We start from the raw sequence: 19601 nt of genomic DNA on the forward strand, positions 1-19601 counted from the left end.
CCAATGACTACTTAGTTATCCGACAGTTAGTGAATATCCATGGGCACTTTTAGAATTTGTCTTCATGTTGAGATAAATGCACTTTACGAACTTAACGTAGGCTTAATTATGAGGAGGCCAATAGCACGTGATTGCATCGCAACGTTGCTCTTGGCTTGAAGTAACTCGTATTAAGGAGTCGATGCTATGTGTACAATATTTGCCGGACAAGACCCAAAAAATTACGAATGCCAGACCCGCTCAATCCGTCTTGGGGGGCATAGCACCAGCGTTCGTTTAGAGCGAATGTTCTGGCAGGTTATCGACCATATTGCAAATAGCCAAGGTTTAAACACAGGAAAATTTCTTTCCACCATCTATGATGAAGCCCTTGATATAAATGGAGATGTGAGTAATTTCGCCTCTCTACTCCGTTGTAGTTGTTTGCTCTATCTAGACGCTCCAGAGCAAACAATGCACATTGCCAACACCGAACTCAAAACCAAAAAATTAACGAATGGTTAACATGCGGTAGCATAATACCACCTGCCAAAAGCTCCCTCGCATTACACTGCTAAAAAAACAGTGAGGAGCGCGTATCTATGGCTAAACCTATCCATTCAATGATCAGGGTATTTAACCCTGAAAAATCCATTTCCTTCTATAAGCTCGCCCTGGGGATGCACGTCGAAGCTCGTTTTGACTTCGCAAACTTCTCCCTAATTTACCTCCGAGGCGAAGACAACGTGTTTGAGTTGGAACTCACCTATAACCATGATCAAAATGCTCCTTATGAACATGGGAATGCCTATGGGCACCTCGCTGTCACTGTCGATGACTTAGAACAACACCACCAATTCCTTTTAGACAGTGGTCTTTCTCCGACCGACATCAAAACTATGTCTTATGAAAATACGCCTATGGCAAGTTTCTTTTTCATTACCGATCCCGACGGTTACAAAATTGAAGTGTTAAAGCGATTTGGCCGTTTTCTGTGAGTAGGAAGAAGCGATCAAAGCATGACAAAAATTCACCCGTTGGTGCAGTACAGCACCATGATTAGCGAAACATAATTAACACAACCACAAATGTAAAAACAAACGTAAATACAATGATCTGGAGGCAATATAAGATGGAACCAAAAGCCTTTACACGGCGTGAGATACTCAAGATGGGGTCACTCACCGCCGCATCCGCCTTTGCAATCGCAATGACAGGAGTAACCGTTCCGGCTAACAGTTGGGCAATGACGGTATCTGCGCTCTCAGAGGCGCAAGCAAACACACTGCTCAGTATTTGTCGAAGTATTTACCCTCATCCGAAAATTGGCGATTTGTTTTACGCTGCCAGTGTTGAAAGTCTTGACCAACAGGCAGCTCAAAACCCAGATACTCATTCCCTGCTCGCGAGCGGTCTAGACGACATCAACCAGCGTTCAAATGGGCAATGGAGTACCCTCTCCGAAATCGACAAAAGCGCTATTCTGACAGCCATCTCTAGCACACCCTTTTTTCAAACTGTCAGAGGAAACATGGTGGTATCGCTTTACGACAACCCAAAAATCTGGCCGTTGTTTGGCTATGAAGGTCCATCGTTCGCACAAGGTGGTTATCTTCATCGCGGATTCGATGACATCAATTGGTTGCCTGACGCTGAAAAGGAGTAAGCAAGATGAAAAAGGAATTTGCACACGACAACCGTAACGTCGTAGTGGTTATCGGCTCAGGTGCTGGCGGCGGAACATTAAGTAATGAGCTCGCCCAAAAAGGGGTTGATGTGATTTGCTTAGAAGCGGGGACACGGCTCGACTATCGCACCGACTTTGAAAACAACGAGTGGGGCATGTTTAGTAAAGAAGCCTGGTTAGAACCACGAACCACATCAGGCACGTGGGAAGTTGCGAGAGATTTTCCCGGTTTACCCGCATGGATTTGTAAAACCGTTGGAGGCTCAACACTCCACTGGGCGGGCGCTAGTCTTCGTTTTCAGCCACACGAATTAAAAGCCAAAACTACCTATGGTGATATCGCCGGCGCAAATTTACTTGATTGGCCAATTACAATTGAAGATTTAGCCCCCTACTACACCAAAGCAGAAGACAAAATGGGCGTGACCCGCACGCACGATATTCCGGGTTTGCCGGGAAACAACAACTTCAAAGTAATGCAAGCTGGCGCACAGAAGGTGGGTTATAAGAATGTGCACACCGGTCGAATGGCGATTAATTCGCAACCTCGAGATGGACGTGCAGCCTGCCAACAAACAGGCTTTTGCTTCCAAGGCTGTCGTTATGGTGCGAAATGGTCAACGCTGTATTCAGAAATCCCAAAAGCAGAACAAACTGGGCATTTTGAGCTTCGTCCAAGCAGTCACGTTCAAATTATCACCCACGATGCGAAAGGCAATGTGGATGGCGTGCTATATGTCGACGCCAACGGCCAACAACAACATCAGAAAGCGCGAGTTGTGTGCGTGGCAGGTAATTCAATAGAAAGCCCGCGTATTTTACTCAACTCCGCCACCAGCATGTTTCCAGAAGGCCTTGCAAACAGTTCAGGCCAAGTAGGACGAAATTACATGCGTCACGTGACTGGGTCAGTTTACGCAGAGTTTGAAAACCCCGTTCATATGTATCGAGGCACCACTATGGCTGGGATCATTACTGATGAGTCGCGTCATGACCCTTCCAGAGGTTTCGTCGGTGGCTTTGAAATGGAAACCTTGTCCCTAGGATTACCATTTATGGCGGCATTCTTGAAACCCGGCGCATGGGGGAAAGACTTTGCTGAAAACATGGAAGGCTACGAGAAAATGGCCGGAATGTGGATTGTGGGTGAAGATATGCCCAGGGAGAGTAATCGCATCACACTCAATTCCGATGTGAAAGACAGCTTTGGTTTACCCGTACCTAATGTACATTTTGATGACCACCCCAATGATGTCGCCATGCGAAATTACGCATACAAAAAAGGAGGAGAAGTTTACAACGCCGTTGGCGCGGTGAAAGTTCACAATGTGGTGCCTTATCCATCCACCCACAATCTTGGCACTAACCGCATGAGTTCGAAGGCGCAAGAAGGTGTCGTGAATCAATGGGGGCAAACACACGATATTAAAAACCTGTTTATTTCAGATGGCAGTCAGTTCACCACCGGTGCCTCGGAAAACCCAACTCTCACTATCGTGGCGCTCGCAATCCGACAGGCCGACTTCATTGCTGAGTCACTCAATCAACGTACTCTGTGATCTTGTGAAGCTGTGACCCTGCAAATAGCACAACAAACTTTACATCCAACGCTTTGATGTGAATAAACACCCACCCCATGAACGGCTCCTTTTTGGAGTCGTTTCTTATATGCATAAAAAAACAAGCGCCAAGCATGACTTAGCGCTTGTGACACATAAAACGGATATATCTCACATCATCTACACAAACCGTGTCTTAATTGGATTAGCACAAAAAATAGGGTCACTGCACTCAGCAGCGGACGCTAGCACGCCACCGAGCGCAATGAATTAAAACGTGACAACCGCACCAATCGCGAAGGTATTATTTTCTTCAGTTCTACCCTCATTCACTTCAGTGCGATTATATTCTCCCACTAAACTCAGGTTCGCATTCACTGTATGGAACCAAGCGATGGCATAATTATCGTATTCAAGGCTAGTGGTTCCCTTGGTTTCAACATCGGTTCGACCATAGGACAACACAAGACGCTCCGCATCAAACGAATAAGAACCTTGCAACAAATAACCTTTTGATTTGGTTTGCTCATTAGAAATTAAGGTATCTAACCCCGCCACATCACCTAAGCCTTCAGTACTAAAACCGGAGGCATTGAGCGCTGCGCCCGCAAAGCCTAGACGAATACCGCCGCCTAAGCCGTTAGAATCAGTTTTACCGGCGTTGTCCTTCGAACTTTGGGTGACGCCATTGATGTAGGCTTTAAGATCCAGCGCATCAAACGTATTGTTGTACGTGATTTCACTTTCAAAACGCGGGCTGTCTTCAGAACTACTCGCACTTTTCTTATTCGGATCCATCACACCAACAGCGATCTGAACGCCCGACATATCAGGGCTACGATAAGTGACTTGCGCCTTCGGGAACGGATAGGTGTAGCCCGAACCAATATTACCGAACGACACGTTACCGCCATCAATCAATCCATAAAAATCACTGGTTTGGCCGTGTCCCAACAACAGTTCATCCGTCAGGATATTACTGCGAGAGAACAAACCAAAATCTTTGCCCAGCAAAACCTGTCCCCAATCCGCATCCACCGTTGCGTAGAATTGACGAACATCGATACCTGAGCGTGTTCCCAAACCTTCCGCACCGCGATTCACGTCGGTGTCGTTTAAAGTTACCCAGAAGGAGGAACGGGCGCCTATCTTCAAACCGTCATCCGTTTCAGTGTTGTAATTAAACCCAATGTAGTTCGGCAGAAAGCCAACGCGAACACGCGATTGGTCTCGACTCACCTTACCACTGTTGGCATCGTCAAAATCCGCAAGTCGGTCAACGCTTGAATGGGTATAAAAAACATTCACCAACAGATCTGTGCTGACTGAATGAGTGTCATCTTCGTACAAGGTGATGGCCGCTGTCGCGTTTACACTCATCACTGCCAAACTGAGCGGCAATAAACGAATTGCATGAGTCTTCATCTTTTTAATACTCCCTGTATTTGTCTTTATGAATCACTGCTCCTCGCTGTTACCACCACCATTTCAGGAAAGTTTCACAGCGATTTCTCATGCTATCGCTCAGAACAGAGGCCGAATATTGCGCATAAGGACGAAATAATCTCATCCTTATGAACGCGTACGATATTCGGTATAAATGGGTTATTGAGTAGAATTTCACCCTGAGGTAATGACAGATATACGCGTGCGAGCAGAGTGAAAAACAAACAAAATTAGATTGGATTTGAAAAGGCACTGTAATGAGTCGGGATACCTGATTGCCACGCTGGGCATGCCATGAAATAATCCCCAAACAGAAAGCTTGAAACACAGAAAGAGTGTTGAACACATGAACAACGAAACCGATATCATCGACAACCTACAAGACCTTGAGACCTTCCTGATCGCTATCGAAAATGGTGGATTGGGGCTGAAAGACGTCGCAGGCATCGCGCTTGCGACCAACAACACTGACGGTCGCCCGTTCGTTGCCGTATTGGATGATAAGCACCAATTGCTATTAGCACGTTGGGTAACCCAAGAAGTATTCGAAACAGGCAAAGACTTAGTGCGTAACGGCCCGAAGAAGCACTAATTTTCAGATAATAAAGCGCCAATCGCTGTTGGCGCTTTAAGACGAAATTCAATATAACCCCAAATCATCTTCACAAACCGCATTCAATAAGTATCGTCAGTCAACATCAGAACGTACGCCTTAAAGTCTCCATCCCAATGATTCACTAATGATTAGACCAAAGATCGATTCATCAATGGATGAAACAAGTGAATCAACAGAGTTGAATGCGTATATGTGTGCTCGCTTAATTCAGCATCATGTTGGCAGCCATGGCTAACAATAATACGGCAAAAACTTTCTTTATGGTTGATACAGGTAAAGCCGTTGTCGCTTTAGCGCCTAAAGGCGCCGTAAACCAAGACGTGCAAACGATGCCTAACAATGCGGGGAGATAGACAAACCCAACAAATCCATCTTCTAACGTAAAATGGGCACTACCTGAACTGATATATCCAATTGAGCCAAACAGTGCGATGACAATACCGCAGGCAGAAGCACATCCAATTGCTTTTTTCATATCAAGCGAGAAAAACGTCAGCAAAGGTACAAGCAGAGCACCACCACCGATACCTATCATGGCAGACAATCCACCCGTGATTGTCGTCAAAATAGTTAGCACACCGTTGTGGGGCATTTGCCGCTCGGTTGAAGAGTCACTTTTTGTACTGCTATAAAACATTTTCAGTGCAATCAGCACGACACTCACAGCAAATACTAGGCGAACGATTCTTTCAGGCAACAATGCAGCCATGAAGCCACTAATAAGTGCGCCAATGGCAACTCCGACCATTATCCAAGGCGCTATTTCCCAGGGTATGTTGCCTTTCTTATGGTGTGCAAGCGCTGAAGAAGTTGATGTGAATAATATTGATGCCAATGACGTTGCAATTGCAGCAACGACGACCTGCTCAGAAGGTAAAACCTCGAAGTGAAGTAAAATGATGCTCAACACGGGAACAATAACCAAGCCGCCACCAATACCTAACAGTCCGGCTAAAAACCCAACGCCACTACCCAGTACTGCACAGTATAAAACCAACAACAACACGTCACCCATTCAGTTCACCTTTTAATATACATTTGGTTCCAATACGAAAAAAATATAAACACACACGTATTGAGCCACGCAATATAACTGACATACTTAAACATTCAAACAGAATAGATCATGAATATTCTTCATGTTGAACGTTAGATAAAAGCGTTTTAAACCTCACGCCAATCAACGTATAAACATACTCATTGAGTAATATTAAATGACATCACAATTAGTGCCATTTTTAGAGTGAGCATTAATTCGAGGACAAAACCCTGAATAACCATAATTACCCTCAGGGATTTCCTCTCGTCACAATGGATATGGAAACCGCTATGAATAACAACTTTACGTTTACGATAAAAAGCATCTTGCTCGATGAAAATTATCATCCTTCAAACAGCACCCGCATCACGACAAACTTTGCCAATTTGGCAAGGGGTGAGAGTAGAAAAGAGAATCTGCAAAACGCGCTTAGGATGATAGATAACAGTTTCAATACCTTAGCCCATTGGGACAACCCTAAAGGTGACCGTTACTCAGTCGAGCTTGAGATCATTTCTGTTGATATGGATGTTAACGGTGACGGTAAAGCGTTCCCTTCTATCGAAATATTAAAAACGAATATTATTGATCACAAAACCAATGAAAGAACTGAGGGTATTGTTGGTAACAATTTCTCCTCTTACGTGAGAGATTATGACTTTAGCGTATTATTATTGAATCATAATAAGAACCAACCAACATTTAGCATTCCAGAAAACTTTGGTGAATTACACGGAAAACTGTTCAAGCATTTCGTCAACTCAGCGTCTTACAAACAGAATTTCAAGAAACCACCGGTTATTTGTCTAAGCGTTTCTGATAACAAAACTTACCATTGCACTGACAATCAACATCCCGTTTTAGGTTATGAATATAAACCTAATGATTCTTCTTTGACCGAACAATACTTCAAGAAAATGGGATTGCAAGTTCGCTACTTTATGCCACCCAATAGTGTTGCACCTTTAGCTTTCTACTTTTTTGGCGATTTACTCAATGATTACACCAATCTTGAGCTCATCAGTACTATTAGCACAATGGGGACGTTTCAAAAAATCTATCGGCCTGAAATTTACAATGCAAACGCTGTCGCGGGTAAGCACTATCAGCCAAATTTAAAGAATGCAGATCATTCGCTCACTCAAATTGTTTATGACCGAGCAGAACGCAGCCAATTAGCGATTGATCAAGGGAAATTTGCTGAAGAAAACTTCATCAAACCGTACCAAAACATTCTTGAGCTCTGGTCCTCGCAATACGCTTAATCATTCACTCAGATATACAGCAGCATTTATTATGAAAAACTTATTACCTACTTCGACGGCAGGCAGTTTGCCAAAACCCTCTTGGCTTGCAGAATCTGAGACACTTTGGTCTCCTTGGAAATTAGAAGGAGATGAACTCATAGACGGTAAGCAAGACGCTTTACGTTTGTCACTGCATGAGCAGCAACAGGCTGGGATAGATATTGTCAGTGATGGCGAGCAAACACGCCAACACTTTGTCACGACGTTTATCGAGCATCTCAACGGTGTGGATTTCGAAAAACGTAAAACCGTTAAAATTCGTGACCGCTATGAGGCGAGTGTACCTACTGTCGTTGGCGCTGTTTCGCGCCAAAAACCAGTATTTGTTGAAGATGCGAAATTTTTGCGACAGCAAACCAGTCAACCGATCAAGTGGGCACTACCCGGCCCAATGACAATGATCGATACGCTCTACGATGATCATTACAAAAATCGCGAAAAACTGGCGTGGGAGTTTGCCAAAATTCTCAATCAAGAAGCCAAAGAGTTAGAAGCGGCTGGCGTTGATATTATTCAGTTTGATGAGCCTGCATTTAATGTGTTTTTTGATGAGGTCAACGATTGGGGAATTGCGACGTTAGAAAGAGCCATCGAAGGACTGAAGTGTGAAACCGCGGTCCATATTTGCTATGGCTATGGCATCAAAGCCAATACAGATTGGAAAAAGACGTTGGGATCAGAGTGGCGTCAATATGAAAAAGCGTTCCCTAAACTACAAAAATCCAATATCGATATTGTCTCATTAGAATGTCACAACTCTCATGTGCCCATTGAATTGCTTGAACTTATTCGAGGTAAAAAAGTGATGGTAGGCGCTATTGATGTCGCCACCAATACCATTGAAACGCCAGAAGAAGTCGCCAATACACTGCGAAAAGCCCTTAAGTTTGTCGATGCTGATAAGCTCTACCCTTGCACCAACTGCGGCATGGCTCCTCTGCCTCGCCATGTTGCGACTGCCAAACTTAATGCGCTAAGTGCCGGTGCGGAAATTATCCGAAAAGAACTTTCAGCCTAATGTTTACTGAATAATTGCTGAAAGCTGGGTTTGGTCTTTTTGTTCCCCACAACTTCCCATGTTGTGGTGAAAAGGCCCTTCCCAGATATACGTAATAGTGCCCACCTCTTAGCATTTATTGCTGAGTCTCCCTCTAAGAAGCCCCTATCAACAGTGTGAGTTCTGTGGCATTCCTCTAACGGTTTGGTGCTCTTTTCTGTAAACTAACCCGGTTTGTTTTATCGCTACCATGGATTTTCATTTTGCATTCTCTTTCTCAGCTACGATCTGGCGAACTTGCTGGTATCACACGCCTTAAACTTTCCGAAAACCTAACGTCCTTCCCTTTAGAGATCCTTTCTCTTGCTGATACGTTGGAGATTCTGGATTTATCAGACAATCAATTGTCGTCATTGCCACAAGAAATTGTGCAACTGCGAAAACTGAAAATTCTTTTTGCGTCAAATAACCGATTTAATGTCCTGCCGGAAGTGCTGGGTCAATGCCCTGAACTGGATATGATCGGCTTTAAGTCAAACCAGATTAGTGTCGTTCCAGAGAATGCTCTGCCACCGAAACTACGTTGGCTAATCCTCACTGACAACCAAATTGAAACCTTGCCAGATTCTTTAGGTCTGCGTCCTCGCATGCAAAAACTTGCGCTTGCAGGTAACCGATTAAACACGCTGCCAAAAACCATGAGCGAGCTTCACAACCTCGAGCTATTGCGAATCTCTGCGAACCAATTGCAAGACTGTCCAGACCATGTATTTAGTCTTCCTAAATTGGCATGGTTCGCGTTCTCAGGGAATCCATTCTGCCAATCGTCTGAAAACAAATCGTCAAACAGCATCGACTCGGTGCCACACGTCCCTTCGTCTAGCTTCACGTTGCAAAGTGTATTAGGGCAAGGCGCGTCTGGGGTAATTTCAAACGCCGTTTGGAACAACCCGCAAACCGAATACCCTGCTGATATTGCAGTGAAGGTGTTCAAAGGCGAAGTCACCAGCGATGGTTATCCGCAGGACGAACTCAACGCGTGCTTGAAGGTTGGCTACCACCCAAGTCTTGTGCAGCCTTTGGCTCAAGTCAGCGAGAAAAATCACCTCGCGCTGGTGATGAATCTGATCCCACCGCACTTTAAGAATCTTGGTTTACCGCCAAACTTTGATACGTGTACGCGTGATACCTTCCCTGCAGGGTTTACACTTTCAATCGCGCAAATCGATAAAATGGTCAATCAAATGGAAGATGTGTTTAATCACATGCATGACAAGCAGGTTTGTCACGGTGATTTATACGCCCACAACACCTTATTTGATGACGAATCAAACATCATCTTTGGTGATTTTGGTGCTGCGAGCATGTACCACATGCTGTCCAATGAACAGCAACAAAACCTACGCCAAATCGAACATCGCGCACTGAAGTTCTTTATTGAAGATTTGCTGAGTGTCTGTAGAGAAGACGATAAGCTGAGTGATGCATTTAAGCGCTTACAAGATGCCGTTGCCCGCTAGTTACCTTACGTTTACACCACAATAAGCCTGTCGATGCGAGATTACGTTTATTAGGCGGGCATTTTGCTGTATAACCTCTCTCCGCATTTAACTAACCCGGAAAAATCCCATGTCTAAGTTTTTCTATAAAGGCAGAATTGAGAAAAAGCCAAAGTATCAAAGTTTTGGTTATAACACTAAGCGTGCAGCAAAACCGGGTTCAGAAGACCTTCCGTTGACGCTGACGGTGCAAACTGAAGAGCGTAAAGCAGAGCTTGAAGCCAAGGCGCTCGAAAACCAGTTGTTTGTGGCGATTACCGTAGATGCAGAGCAACCAGAAGAGATTACCGAATTCGAAACACTGCTTTGCAAACCACAAACCACCGTGTTTGATAAAACGCCAAACCGCAACGATCCTTGTTCATGCGGTAGCGAGAAAAAATACAAGAAGTGCTGCGGTAAATAAGCACACTTGTTCAAACACAAAAACGCCAACTTAATGTTGGCGTTTTTGGTTTCTGGCTGTCACTCAAGTATCGCTATGACAATATCGCTACGCAGCGTTCGAAAAGTGCTTGCCTAGTAATGCATGATAAAAATCATTGTCTGACAACACGCCGATGATTTTCTCGTCATCGCTCAGTAACACTGGCTGTCCCGTGCGGTATCGGACTTCCAATGCATGGCGCATAGAAATGTCTGCCGAAACGGTGACCACCGAGTCGACAGCAAGCCCTTCAATGCTTTCGCCTTCTCGCCAGTTAACCATTGACAATTCAATGCCAAGTCGCGTTGCTTTTGCTATTTTCCCATCGGCACCGGCTTCAAGTACCGTATGTTCATGTCGGCTCAGTAACAAAGTGTCCCCATCACGAGCCAAATCGCCAATGGCTGTCATGAGTGAGCGTCCGCGCAATACATTCAACGGGTTGGTATGGGCAACAAAATCTTCCACATATTGGTTTTCAGGACGCAGCACGATGTCTTCGGGCTTACCATGTTGAATGATTTTTCCTGATTCCATAATCGCGATATTAGTGCCGATTTTCAGCGCTTCATCAAGGTCATGGCTAACGAACAAAATGGTTTTGTTGAGCTTACGTTGAAGCTCCAATAACTCATCTTGCAACTGGTTACGAATGAGCGGATCCAAGGCAGAGAAAGGTTCATCCATCAAGAGAATATCGCTATCCATACAAAACGCGCGAGCCAGACCCACACGCTGCTGCATACCGCCTGATAGCTCGTGAGGATGCTTATCATGCCACTCGCTCAAACCCACCATATCCAGCTTTTCCATCGCTCGTCGGCGGCGTTCATCTTTCGCTACGCCCTGCATTTCTAAGCCGAATGCCACGTTGTCCACCACGGTGAGCCACGGCATCAAGGCGAATTTTTGAAACACCATAGAAATACGGTGTGAACGCAAATGGCGCAATGCCGTTTCATCAATCCCGGCAAGGTCGACCATTTCATCGCCATTGCGTACCTTCAGGGAGCCACGCGTCACAGGGTTCAAGCCATTAACAGCACGAAGTAGGCTTGATTTCCCTGAGCCAGATAGCCCCATCAATACACAGATCTCGCCTTCTTCCACGCTGAGTGTGGCATTGTGTACCCCAACCACGTTGCCCGTTTCTTCTTGGATTTCTTGGCGCGTTTTTCCCTCATCCAGCAAGGTCAGGCTTTTATCTAATGAATGGCCAAACACCACGTCTAAATTTTCGATGGTTACCGCTTTCATGATTATCCCTCTTTCCCTTGTGAAGCTGGCGCTTTGCACAAGCGATCCAAAATGATAGCCACTAATACGATGGCAAGACCTGCCTCAAAACCTTGAGAGATATTCACCGTATTCAATGCACGAATGACAGGTTTACCTAATCCGTCAGCACCAACCAGCGCAGCAATCACCACCATAGAAAGAGACAACATAATGCACTGGGTAATCCCCGCCATAATATTTGGCATGGCAGCGGGTAATTCTACTTTGAACAACAGCTTACTTGGGGTTGCACCAAATGCTTTGCCCGCTTCTATTAACTCTTCAGGCACGCTACGAATGCCCAAATACGTCAAGCGGATAGGTGCAGCAATGGCGAAGATAATGGTCGAGATAAGGCCTGGAACCACACCCAGACCAAACAACACGAGTGTTGGGATCAAGTAAACAAACGTTGGAATGGTTTGCATCAAGTCCAACACGGGTCGCATGAAGGTATACAGCCAAGGGCGATGTGCGGCAAGAATACCAAGAGGTACACCCACCATGACAGACAACGATGTTGCCGTAAGCACCAGCACGAAGGTCTCTATCATCTCCGGCCAGTACCCTAAATTCAGAATCAATAACAATGCAACGCAGACAAATACCACCAGCGACAGGCTTCGATGAAGAAGCCATGCCATCGCTGCGGTCAACAGAATAGGCACATAAGGCGGAAACCATTGCATTAAATCAACAAGGGAAAGGATTAGCCATTCCAGTGAAATAGACAGCGCATCGAAAAAACCAGCGGCGTTATACGTAAGCCAATCCACGCCGGTTTCCATGTAATTGCCTAGGGGTATTTTATTATCAGTAATCCAGTTCATGTGTACTCCAAAATCCATCATGGTTTAGGTGGATAACGGCAACAAAAAGCCGCTATCCACCCGCTGCTCCCGACACTAACTGCGGACGGGCAGCAGTTAGCGCATTACTGGATATTCAGGTGTGCTTTAACCGCAGGTAGTGCGTCTTTGCCATCGGCAGTTTTCACGCCGTCTAACCATGCAGTTAATGCGTCTGGATTGGCCTGCAGCCACTCTTTTGCTGCGACTTCAGGTTTCGCACCATCATTCAAAATGCCGTTCATGATTTCATTTTCCATGGCGAGCGTGAATTTCTGGTTCGTCAGCAGTTTTCCAACGTTCGGGCATTCCGCGGTGAAGTTTTTGCGCACATTAGTAAACACATTTGCCCCCCCATAGTTCGGGCCGAAGTAATCATCACCGCCTGACAAGTACTCAAGCTCAAAGTTGCTGTTCATTGGGTGCGGCGCCCAGCCAAGAAAAACAATCCACTGGTCACGACGCACAGCGCGTTTCACCTGAGATAACATGCCCGCTTCGCTGGACTCAACCAGATCAAAGGCTTTCAAGCCGAAGGCATCAGTATCGATCATGTCTTGAATAAGGCGGTTGCCATCGTTGCCCGGCTCAATACCATAAATTCTGCCTTTGAATTCATCATCAAACTTGGCGATATCCGCAAACGTTTTCACGCCACCTTCAAACGCATACTTTGGCACTGCCAGCGTGTATTTGGCACCTTCTAGGTTCATGTTGATGGTTTCTACCGTGCCGGCTTCGCGATACTTTGCAATATCACCTTCCATGGTTGGCATCCAGTTGCCAAGGAACACGTCTACATCGCCATTTGCCAGCGAGGTATAGGTAACAGGTACCGACAATAGTTGTATGTCGGTTTCGTACCCCATACCTTGCAGTACAAGCGTCGTCGCGGCAGTCGTCGCCGTAATGTCAGTCCAACCTACATCTGAAAACGTCACTTTCTCGCACTGATTGGCCATCGCTGGCGCTGCAGCCACACTGGCTGCTAACGTCAGGCTGAGTGCTGTCAGTCGTTGAGTCTTTTTCATGTCCATGGTTGCTTCCCTCTTCCTTTCTTTGTCTGTGGGCAGTGCAGTAAGCCTTGCCCTTCAGTTTTTTATTCGCCTTGCTTTTACGTTTTTCTGTCTTCGGTTTACGTCTATTTTTTTGCTTTTATCGCTGTCATTATTCGCGTTTTATTTCGCTGACGGATGAAGCCTTTGTTGGGTTTGCCAGTTTGGATCCAGCCACACTTGCACGCCTTCAGCAGGCATCAATGACTTATTCAAAATCAAGTCTGCTGCCCGCTCTGCCACCATAATCGTTGGGCCATTCAAATTACCGTTGGTAATGACAGGGAATACGGATGAATCGACCACACGCAGATTTTCAATACCACGCACACGAAGCGCTTCATCTAGCACCGCTAACGGATCTGAGTCTGCCCCCATTTTGCAAGTACAGGATGGGTGATAGGCACTTTCCACATTGGCTTTAACCCATGTGTCGATCTCGTCGTCCGATCTCACGCCATCGCCGGGTTGGATCTCACCATCCCCAAACGGAGCAAACGCGTCTTGCGCCAAGATTTCACGCGTCAGGCGAATGCAATCGCGCCAATCTTGCTTGTCTTGCTCTGTGCTGATGTAGTTGAAAATAATTTCGGGTTTGTCGTCCGGACTGGCACTGGTGATTCGTACATAACCACGACTTTCAGGCTTGTTGGGCCCAACATGAACTTGGAATCCATGACCTTCAACTGCAGATTTCCCGTCGTAACGAATGGCTGCTGGCAAAAAATGGTATTGAATATTCGGCCACTTAATGCCTTCTCGACTGCGAATAAACGCACACGACTCAAAGTGATTGGTTGCACCTAGACCGTCTTTAAACAAAATCCAACGCGTACCGATCAAGCCTTTGCTGATCAAACCAAGCTTGCCGTTCAGAGTGATGGGTTGTTTACAGAAATACTGGAAATAGACTTCGAGGTGATCTTGCAGATTCTCGCCCACACCAGGCAATTCGTGTTTCACTTCAACACCCGCATTTTCTAATACTGCTTTAGGGCCGATGCCTGAAAGCTGCAGCAGTTGTGGTGAACCAATTGAACCTGCCGCGCTGATCACTTCTTTACGCGCATTTACCTCGTGGTGGTTGCCACCTTTGCTGTATGAAACGCCCAAAGCTTGCTTTCCGCGAAGCAATATCTTGTTGACCGTCACGCCTTTAATTAACGTGAGGTTATTGCGCTTCAAAGCGCGTCGAAGGTACGCATTCGAAGTTGATGCTCTCACACCGCCATCCACGGTCATATGCATTGGGCCAAAGCCCTCTTGCTGATAACCATTGTAATCTTCTGTGACTGGATAACCCGCTTGCTCACCCGCATCAATAAATGCTCGGTAAAGCGGATTTAGCGCCATATCATTGCCATTGCACGTTCCGACAGGGCCGCTACCACCGCGGTATTCGTCTTCACCACCCACCCAAGTTTCTGCACGTTTAAAGTACGGAAGACATGATTGATAATTCCAACCTTGTGCGCCATTGGCTTCCCATTCATCAAAATCACAAGCATGACCGCGAACGTACACCATTCCGTTGATGGATGAGCTGCCGCCAAGTACCTTGCCACGTGGACAATGCAGCTTACGACCGTCTAAGCCTGACTCTTTTTGGGTTTCAAACTGCCACGCGTATTTTTCGGTGTTCATTGGGTACGACAGTGCCGTCGGCATTTGAATGAAAATGCTTCTGTCTGTGCCACCCGCTTCAAGGATCAATACTTTATGCTCGCCGGACTCAGTCAAGCGATCTGCCAATACACATCCTGCCGACCCTGCGCCAACAATGATGTAATCAAATTCTGTTTCAACTGCCATGATGCTTTAAAAATCCTTTTACGCGTACGGGCTGTCTACATCACCCAACTCAACGTAAACGCTTTTGGTTTGGGTATAGAAGCTCAATGTTTGAACGCCATTTTCACGCCCAATGCCCGATTGCTTATAGCCGCCGACTGGCATTTCCGCCGGAGAAGCGCCCCAGTTATTGATCCAACAAATACCGGCCTGTAGCTTGGCTATCACGCGGTGTGCGCGGGAGAAGTTAGTGGTGAATACGCCCGCTGCGAGTCCATACTTGGTGTTATTAGCGCGAGTAATCACTTCTTGTTCATCACTAAAGCGCAAAATAGACATCACGGGGCCAAAGATCTCATCTTTCACATGGGGCATGTCATCAGTGCAATCCGCAAACACAGTCGGTGCAATGAAGTTTCCTTTCGCCAATTCGCCTTCCGTGACTTGGTAGCCGCCACAAAGCAAACGCGCTTCGGTTTGCTTACCCTGCTCGATGAACCCCAGCACTTTTTCTACATGCCCTTTCGAAATCAATGCGCCGATCTGGGTATCAGGATGAGTGGGATCTCCTACGATCAACTTGTTCGTTCTTGCCACCAGTTTTTCGATGAAGGCATCATAAATATCATCATGAACAAACACGCGTGTGCCGTTGGTGCAGACTTCGCCTTGTGTATAGAAGTTAGCAAGCATGGCACCAGAGACTGCGTTATCGAGATCCGCATCGTTAAACACGATCAGCGGAGATTTACCGCCCAGTTCCATGGTGACCGACTTCAGCGTCCCTGCCGCATCCGCCATGACTTTCTTGCCAGTCCCGCACTCGCCCGTGAACGATACTTTCACAATCTCGTCATGGCGAGACAGCATTTGGCCTACGCGGTAGTCACCCTGCACGACGTTAAACACGCCGGCAGGCATACCCGCCTCAGTAAACACTTCGGCCAATTTCAGTGCAGTTAATGGCGTTTCTTCTGATGGTTTAAACACCATGGTATTACCCGCAGCAAGCGCGGGGCCCGCTTTCCACATGGCGATTTGAATGGGGTAATTCCATGCTCCAATACCTGCGCAAACGCCTAGCGGCTCTTTACGGGTGTAGAAAAATTGGTTTTCACCCAGGCTTTGCTGCTCACCTTGAATCGACACCGCCAAGCCAGCGTAATATTCGATCACATCAGCACCTGTCACCACATCGACGTACAAAGCTTCTTGAATCGGCTTACCAGTGTCGAGCACTTCTAATGCGGCCAGTTCATCGTTGCGTTCACGCAGGATAGCAACGGCGCGATTAAGAATGGCTCGGCGTTCTGGTGCACTCATGGCTGACCAAACTTGAAACCCTTCCCATGCAGATTTCACAGCCGCATCCACATCGGCTTGACTCGCTTGTTGCACGCTAGCCAGAGTCTCGCCCGTGGCGGGGTTTAGTGTTTTGAATGTTTCACCTGAAGTGGCATCAACGTACCCTCCGTGAATGTATAGTTGTTTAATATCCATTTAATTTTTGCCTTTTCTATGGCTGAGAATCGTGAAGCTGACGTTCGAGATAATCTTCAATCGTTTTGATTGCTGCGCGAGTGTCGATACCTTGAGGGTTTAACGCACCGCGAAGCCAGATACCATCCACCAACGCGGCAATACCTTGGGCAACAAATTGTGCACGTTCAGGTGGCAAGAGCTTTTTGAGTTCAACGCGAAGGTGAGAGAGCAAACGTCTTTCGTTAACATGTTGGAGGCGAAACAGTGTGGGGTCGTGCATGGCATGAGACCAAAAGGCGAGCCAAGTCTTGGTCACTTTACTGCTCACCTGATTACCATCGAAGTTACCGTCAACAATCGCAAGAATGCGTGCTTTAGCGTCATTCTGGTCGGTGATAGACAATCGCAATTGAACCCCTTTAGAGAGTTCCCGCATCACTGAGCGCATGGTCTCTTCAAGCAAGCCGTGCTTGCCGCCAAAGTAGTGATTAATGATCCCAGCAGACACACCCGCCTTACGGCTAATCAGAGCAACACTGGCTCCTGCCAAACCGACTTCGTCGATGGCAGACATGGTTGCCTCTACTAACTGCGGGCGGCGAATTGCTGGCATCCCTACTTTTGGCATCGACCTCTCCTTTTATTGATTACAAATGTAGCCAAAATGTTTTTTGATTGAACGTTCAATTAAAAATAGACTTACAAATAATACACACGTTGTCAAAATGATCATTGGGCTATAACTGTGAGCGAATATGAACACTTTGAATTAATGTTATATTTATCAATAAAATACAGACATGGGTGAGGAGTCAGTCAAAATGCTCAACTGGCGATTATTTAGACCACGAAACATTGTGTGAGCCACTCACTTAAAGTAAAAACATCCAAAACGAAAAAGGCAAACACAGTGAATGCGTTTGCCTTTCGTTAAAACCAGCGCTGAAAAACGGGACTATCAACTCGTCATTTTGCGTAAAATTCGAACCGTTACTAACGGGTAGACGAGCAAGGAAAACAGAATCATCACAAACGCCAATGACAAGAAAAGCGACTGGTATTGAAAATCAGCAGGCAATAGCAAGATAAGTGCCACCGAAACGGCTCCCCGTGCCCCTGAAAAGTTCAGTAACCAAAACTCATTCATCGACAGTCGCATGCCTTCCACACGCATGACTGGCTGCAACACTGAAAGCGCCACAAATCGACCCGCAAACAAAAGTCCCACGGCTAGCAGAGCGTAGCTAATGGGTAAATCGGTATTCGCCGTAAGCGCGAAGAAGCTGGTGCCGAGCAGGAAAAACAACAAGGCATTGGCTGCATAATCGAGGTACTCCCACACTCTTTCTTCAGCGAGGCGATTTGTGCTGTCTTTGTCTGGTTTGTAACCATACGCAAGTGCCGCTGCAAACACCGCGAGAATGCCAGAAAAATGCATGGTTTCGGCCACAACGAAGCTGCCATAGGCTAGGGCGAGCGTAATGTTAGTAGTAAGTATGTAATGCGACGTGTGCATCAAACGAAGAATAAAACGCGCCAATCTACCAAGCACTGCCCCACTGATTAATGCGCCAGCGATGTGCGTAACAAAACTCACACTGGTATCAACAACACTAAAACTCGTCATGCTGAAAATCAGCAACGCGAGAATACCTGCTACGGTCACAACAAAACCATCATTGAGGATCGATTCCCCCTCAATCAGTAATTTTTGATTTTCAGTGATACTTTCATTGCCCTTGAACAACGCACTCACCGCAAGTGGATCAGTTGCTGAGATGATCACGCCAAACAACAATGCAGGCAGTAACGCCACGTCCAATAACCAGTGAATAGCCAAACCAACGGTTAACATACTCACCACGATACCGAATGTTCCCGCAATCACCGCGGGCACAATAATAGGCCTGAAATGGAACAAACACATTTTCTTCGTCGATGCGAAGATCAACAACGGAACGAAGACATACAGAACGACATCAGGGTCCATTACCAGCTCCGGCAAACCTGAGTCTGGATTGGTCGACACCCAGCCATAAGCAATGCCTGCTAGCAAAATCCAAATGATGTCAGAAAACACCATCCATTTTTCCGAGATATAAAAGATGACATTGAGCGCCATCCACCCCAAAACCGCATATGTCACCAGCGTAGGTACTGATTCAGTCATCATCACTCCATGTGATTGTTATTAGATGTGTACTCGATGAATGGGCAAAACTCGAGTGCCATTCCCTTAAATGCATTCAAAGAGCTGCATTCAATGAAAAGAAAACGAGTATGAGTTCTCTTTAAGTGTGCAGCGGATCGACTCAAACGCAATACCCGCCCTCCGACAAGCATTGAGTTTGGTTCTCTGGGTGTTGGATTTGCTTCATATGGGTGATGGCAAGACGAAAACAGTCATGACAAGTAGCCAAACACCATTGGTTTTCAGTGTGAGAAGTGCCACTAAACAATTCTTGATACGTTGGACATGCATACTCTTACGCTAAGTGCTGCCATCCTCTATAATCGCCCACCATGCCGAA

Annotated in this window: 18 protein-coding genes; 9 read left to right on the forward strand and 9 right to left on the reverse strand. The window is 46.2% G+C overall.

Features of this window, described 5'->3' with window-relative positions; translation table 11 throughout:
* The first annotated feature begins 186 nt into the window (after positions 1–186).
* From LRP50_RS08805 to LRP50_RS08820, 4 genes are all read left to right on the forward strand, one after another.
* Entirely contained in the window at positions 187–504 is a 318-nt protein-coding gene (locus tag LRP50_RS08805) for a ribbon-helix-helix domain-containing protein (RefSeq protein WP_274164087.1), read from the forward strand.
* Positions 505–581: 77 nt separating this feature from the next.
* Positions 582–977, forward strand: a complete 396-nt coding sequence (locus LRP50_RS08810; protein ID WP_274164088.1) for a VOC family protein — start codon at positions 582–584, stop codon at positions 975–977.
* A 134-nt stretch (positions 978–1111) separates the two neighbouring features.
* Positions 1112–1645 (forward strand): hypothetical protein, encoded by a 534-nt coding sequence (locus LRP50_RS08815; RefSeq protein ID WP_274164089.1) that lies wholly within the window; start codon positions 1112–1114, stop codon positions 1643–1645.
* A 5-nt stretch (positions 1646–1650) separates the two neighbouring features.
* A complete protein-coding gene (locus LRP50_RS08820; protein ID WP_274164090.1) occupies positions 1651–3225 on the forward strand; it encodes a GMC family oxidoreductase in 1575 nt (524 codons plus the stop codon).
* Positions 3226–3495: 270 nt separating this feature from the next.
* Here the strand turns inward: LRP50_RS08820 and LRP50_RS08825 are convergent, their stop codons facing one another.
* The gene (locus LRP50_RS08825) at positions 3496–4650 is read right to left on the reverse strand and encodes a porin (protein ID WP_274164091.1); all 1155 of its coding nucleotides are present in this window, start codon (positions 4648–4650) and stop codon (positions 3496–3498) included.
* A gap of 367 nt (positions 4651–5017) precedes the next feature.
* Here LRP50_RS08825 and LRP50_RS08830 point away from each other — a divergent pair, with 367 nt between their 5' ends.
* Positions 5018–5263, forward strand: coding sequence for a hypothetical protein (locus LRP50_RS08830; RefSeq protein ID WP_274164092.1), 246 nt, complete (start codon positions 5018–5020; stop codon positions 5261–5263).
* Between the two features lie 226 nt (positions 5264–5489).
* Here the strand turns inward: LRP50_RS08830 and LRP50_RS08835 are convergent, their stop codons facing one another.
* The gene (locus LRP50_RS08835) at positions 5490–6302 is read right to left on the reverse strand and encodes a sulfite exporter TauE/SafE family protein (protein WP_274164093.1); all 813 of its coding nucleotides are present in this window, start codon (positions 6300–6302) and stop codon (positions 5490–5492) included.
* Between the two features lie 314 nt (positions 6303–6616).
* Here LRP50_RS08835 and LRP50_RS08840 point away from each other — a divergent pair, with 314 nt between their 5' ends.
* From LRP50_RS08840 to LRP50_RS08855, 4 genes are all read left to right on the forward strand, one after another.
* On the forward strand, positions 6617–7591 hold the full coding sequence (locus tag LRP50_RS08840) for a DUF1852 domain-containing protein (protein ID WP_274164094.1): 975 nt from the start codon (positions 6617–6619) through the stop codon (positions 7589–7591).
* A 31-nt stretch (positions 7592–7622) separates the two neighbouring features.
* Positions 7623–8651, forward strand: coding sequence for a methionine synthase (locus LRP50_RS08845; RefSeq protein WP_274164095.1), 1029 nt, complete (start codon positions 7623–7625; stop codon positions 8649–8651).
* Positions 8652–8893: 242 nt separating this feature from the next.
* Entirely contained in the window at positions 8894–10150 is a 1257-nt protein-coding gene (locus LRP50_RS08850; protein WP_274164096.1) for a leucine-rich repeat-containing protein kinase family protein, read from the forward strand.
* Between the two features lie 109 nt (positions 10151–10259).
* Positions 10260–10595 carry a PBPRA1643 family SWIM/SEC-C metal-binding motif protein gene (locus LRP50_RS08855; RefSeq protein ID WP_274164097.1) on the forward strand — a complete coding sequence of 112 codons (336 nt, stop codon included), beginning with the start codon at positions 10260–10262 and terminating at the stop codon, positions 10593–10595.
* 87 nt (positions 10596–10682) lie between these two features.
* On the opposite strand, the gene choV is transcribed toward LRP50_RS08855, so the two are convergent.
* From choV to LRP50_RS08890, 7 genes are all read right to left on the reverse strand, one after another.
* Entirely contained in the window at positions 10683–11873 is a 1191-nt protein-coding gene (gene choV / locus LRP50_RS08860) for a choline ABC transporter ATP-binding protein (RefSeq protein ID WP_274164098.1), read from the reverse strand.
* A gap of 2 nt (positions 11874–11875) precedes the next feature.
* Entirely contained in the window at positions 11876–12724 is an 849-nt protein-coding gene (choW, locus tag LRP50_RS08865) for a choline ABC transporter permease subunit (protein ID WP_274164099.1), read from the reverse strand.
* Positions 12725–12828: 104 nt separating this feature from the next.
* The gene (locus LRP50_RS08870; RefSeq protein WP_274164100.1) at positions 12829–13779 is read right to left on the reverse strand and encodes a choline ABC transporter substrate-binding protein; all 951 of its coding nucleotides are present in this window, start codon (positions 13777–13779) and stop codon (positions 12829–12831) included.
* Between the two features lie 141 nt (positions 13780–13920).
* Positions 13921–15609: a choline dehydrogenase gene (gene betA, locus LRP50_RS08875; protein WP_274164101.1), complete on the reverse strand. Its 1689-nt coding sequence runs from the start codon at positions 15607–15609 to the stop codon at positions 13921–13923.
* A gap of 18 nt (positions 15610–15627) precedes the next feature.
* Positions 15628–17088 (reverse strand): betaine-aldehyde dehydrogenase, encoded by a 1461-nt coding sequence (gene betB, locus LRP50_RS08880; protein WP_274164102.1) that lies wholly within the window; start codon positions 17086–17088, stop codon positions 15628–15630.
* Between the two features lie 16 nt (positions 17089–17104).
* Positions 17105–17698, reverse strand: coding sequence for a transcriptional regulator BetI (betI, locus tag LRP50_RS08885; RefSeq protein ID WP_274164103.1), 594 nt, complete (start codon positions 17696–17698; stop codon positions 17105–17107).
* A gap of 330 nt (positions 17699–18028) precedes the next feature.
* Entirely contained in the window at positions 18029–19240 is a 1212-nt protein-coding gene (locus tag LRP50_RS08890; RefSeq protein ID WP_274164104.1) for a cation:proton antiporter, read from the reverse strand.
* Positions 19241–19601 lie beyond the last annotated feature (361 nt).

The organism is Enterovibrio gelatinilyticus (assembly GCF_028683095.1).
GTDB classification, from domain to species: Bacteria; Pseudomonadota; Gammaproteobacteria; order Enterobacterales; family Vibrionaceae; genus Enterovibrio; species Enterovibrio gelatinilyticus.

What these genes read in the sequence shown, in the direction of transcription:
- LRP50_RS08805 (WP_274164087.1), top strand. Translation starts at nt 187, where the DNA reads ATGTGTACAATATTTGCCGGACAAGACCCAAAAAATTACGAATGCCAG.
- LRP50_RS08835 (WP_274164093.1), bottom strand. Translation starts at nt 6,302, where the DNA reads ATGGGTGACGTGTTGTTGTTGGTTTTATACTGTGCAGTACTGGGTAGT.
- betA (WP_274164101.1), bottom strand. Translation starts at nt 15,609, where the DNA reads ATGGCAGTTGAAACAGAATTTGATTACATCATTGTTGGCGCAGGGTCG.
- choV (WP_274164098.1), bottom strand. Translation starts at nt 11,873, where the DNA reads ATGAAAGCGGTAACCATCGAAAATTTAGACGTGGTGTTTGGCCATTCA.
- betI (WP_274164103.1), bottom strand. Translation starts at nt 17,698, where the DNA reads ATGCCAAAAGTAGGGATGCCAGCAATTCGCCGCCCGCAGTTAGTAGAG.
- LRP50_RS08855 (WP_274164097.1), top strand. Translation starts at nt 10,260, where the DNA reads ATGTCTAAGTTTTTCTATAAAGGCAGAATTGAGAAAAAGCCAAAGTAT.
- LRP50_RS08870 (WP_274164100.1), bottom strand. Translation starts at nt 13,779, where the DNA reads ATGGACATGAAAAAGACTCAACGACTGACAGCACTCAGCCTGACGTTA.
- LRP50_RS08810 (WP_274164088.1), top strand. Translation starts at nt 582, where the DNA reads ATGGCTAAACCTATCCATTCAATGATCAGGGTATTTAACCCTGAAAAA.
- LRP50_RS08820 (WP_274164090.1), top strand. Translation starts at nt 1,651, where the DNA reads ATGAAAAAGGAATTTGCACACGACAACCGTAACGTCGTAGTGGTTATC.
- betB (WP_274164102.1), bottom strand. Translation starts at nt 17,088, where the DNA reads ATGGATATTAAACAACTATACATTCACGGAGGGTACGTTGATGCCACT.
- LRP50_RS08825 (WP_274164091.1), bottom strand. Translation starts at nt 4,650, where the DNA reads ATGAAGACTCATGCAATTCGTTTATTGCCGCTCAGTTTGGCAGTGATG.
- LRP50_RS08830 (WP_274164092.1), top strand. Translation starts at nt 5,018, where the DNA reads ATGAACAACGAAACCGATATCATCGACAACCTACAAGACCTTGAGACC.
- choW (WP_274164099.1), bottom strand. Translation starts at nt 12,724, where the DNA reads ATGAACTGGATTACTGATAATAAAATACCCCTAGGCAATTACATGGAA.
- LRP50_RS08890 (WP_274164104.1), bottom strand. Translation starts at nt 19,240, where the DNA reads ATGACTGAATCAGTACCTACGCTGGTGACATATGCGGTTTTGGGGTGG.
- LRP50_RS08840 (WP_274164094.1), top strand. Translation starts at nt 6,617, where the DNA reads ATGAATAACAACTTTACGTTTACGATAAAAAGCATCTTGCTCGATGAA.
- LRP50_RS08845 (WP_274164095.1), top strand. Translation starts at nt 7,623, where the DNA reads ATGAAAAACTTATTACCTACTTCGACGGCAGGCAGTTTGCCAAAACCC.
- LRP50_RS08815 (WP_274164089.1), top strand. Translation starts at nt 1,112, where the DNA reads ATGGAACCAAAAGCCTTTACACGGCGTGAGATACTCAAGATGGGGTCA.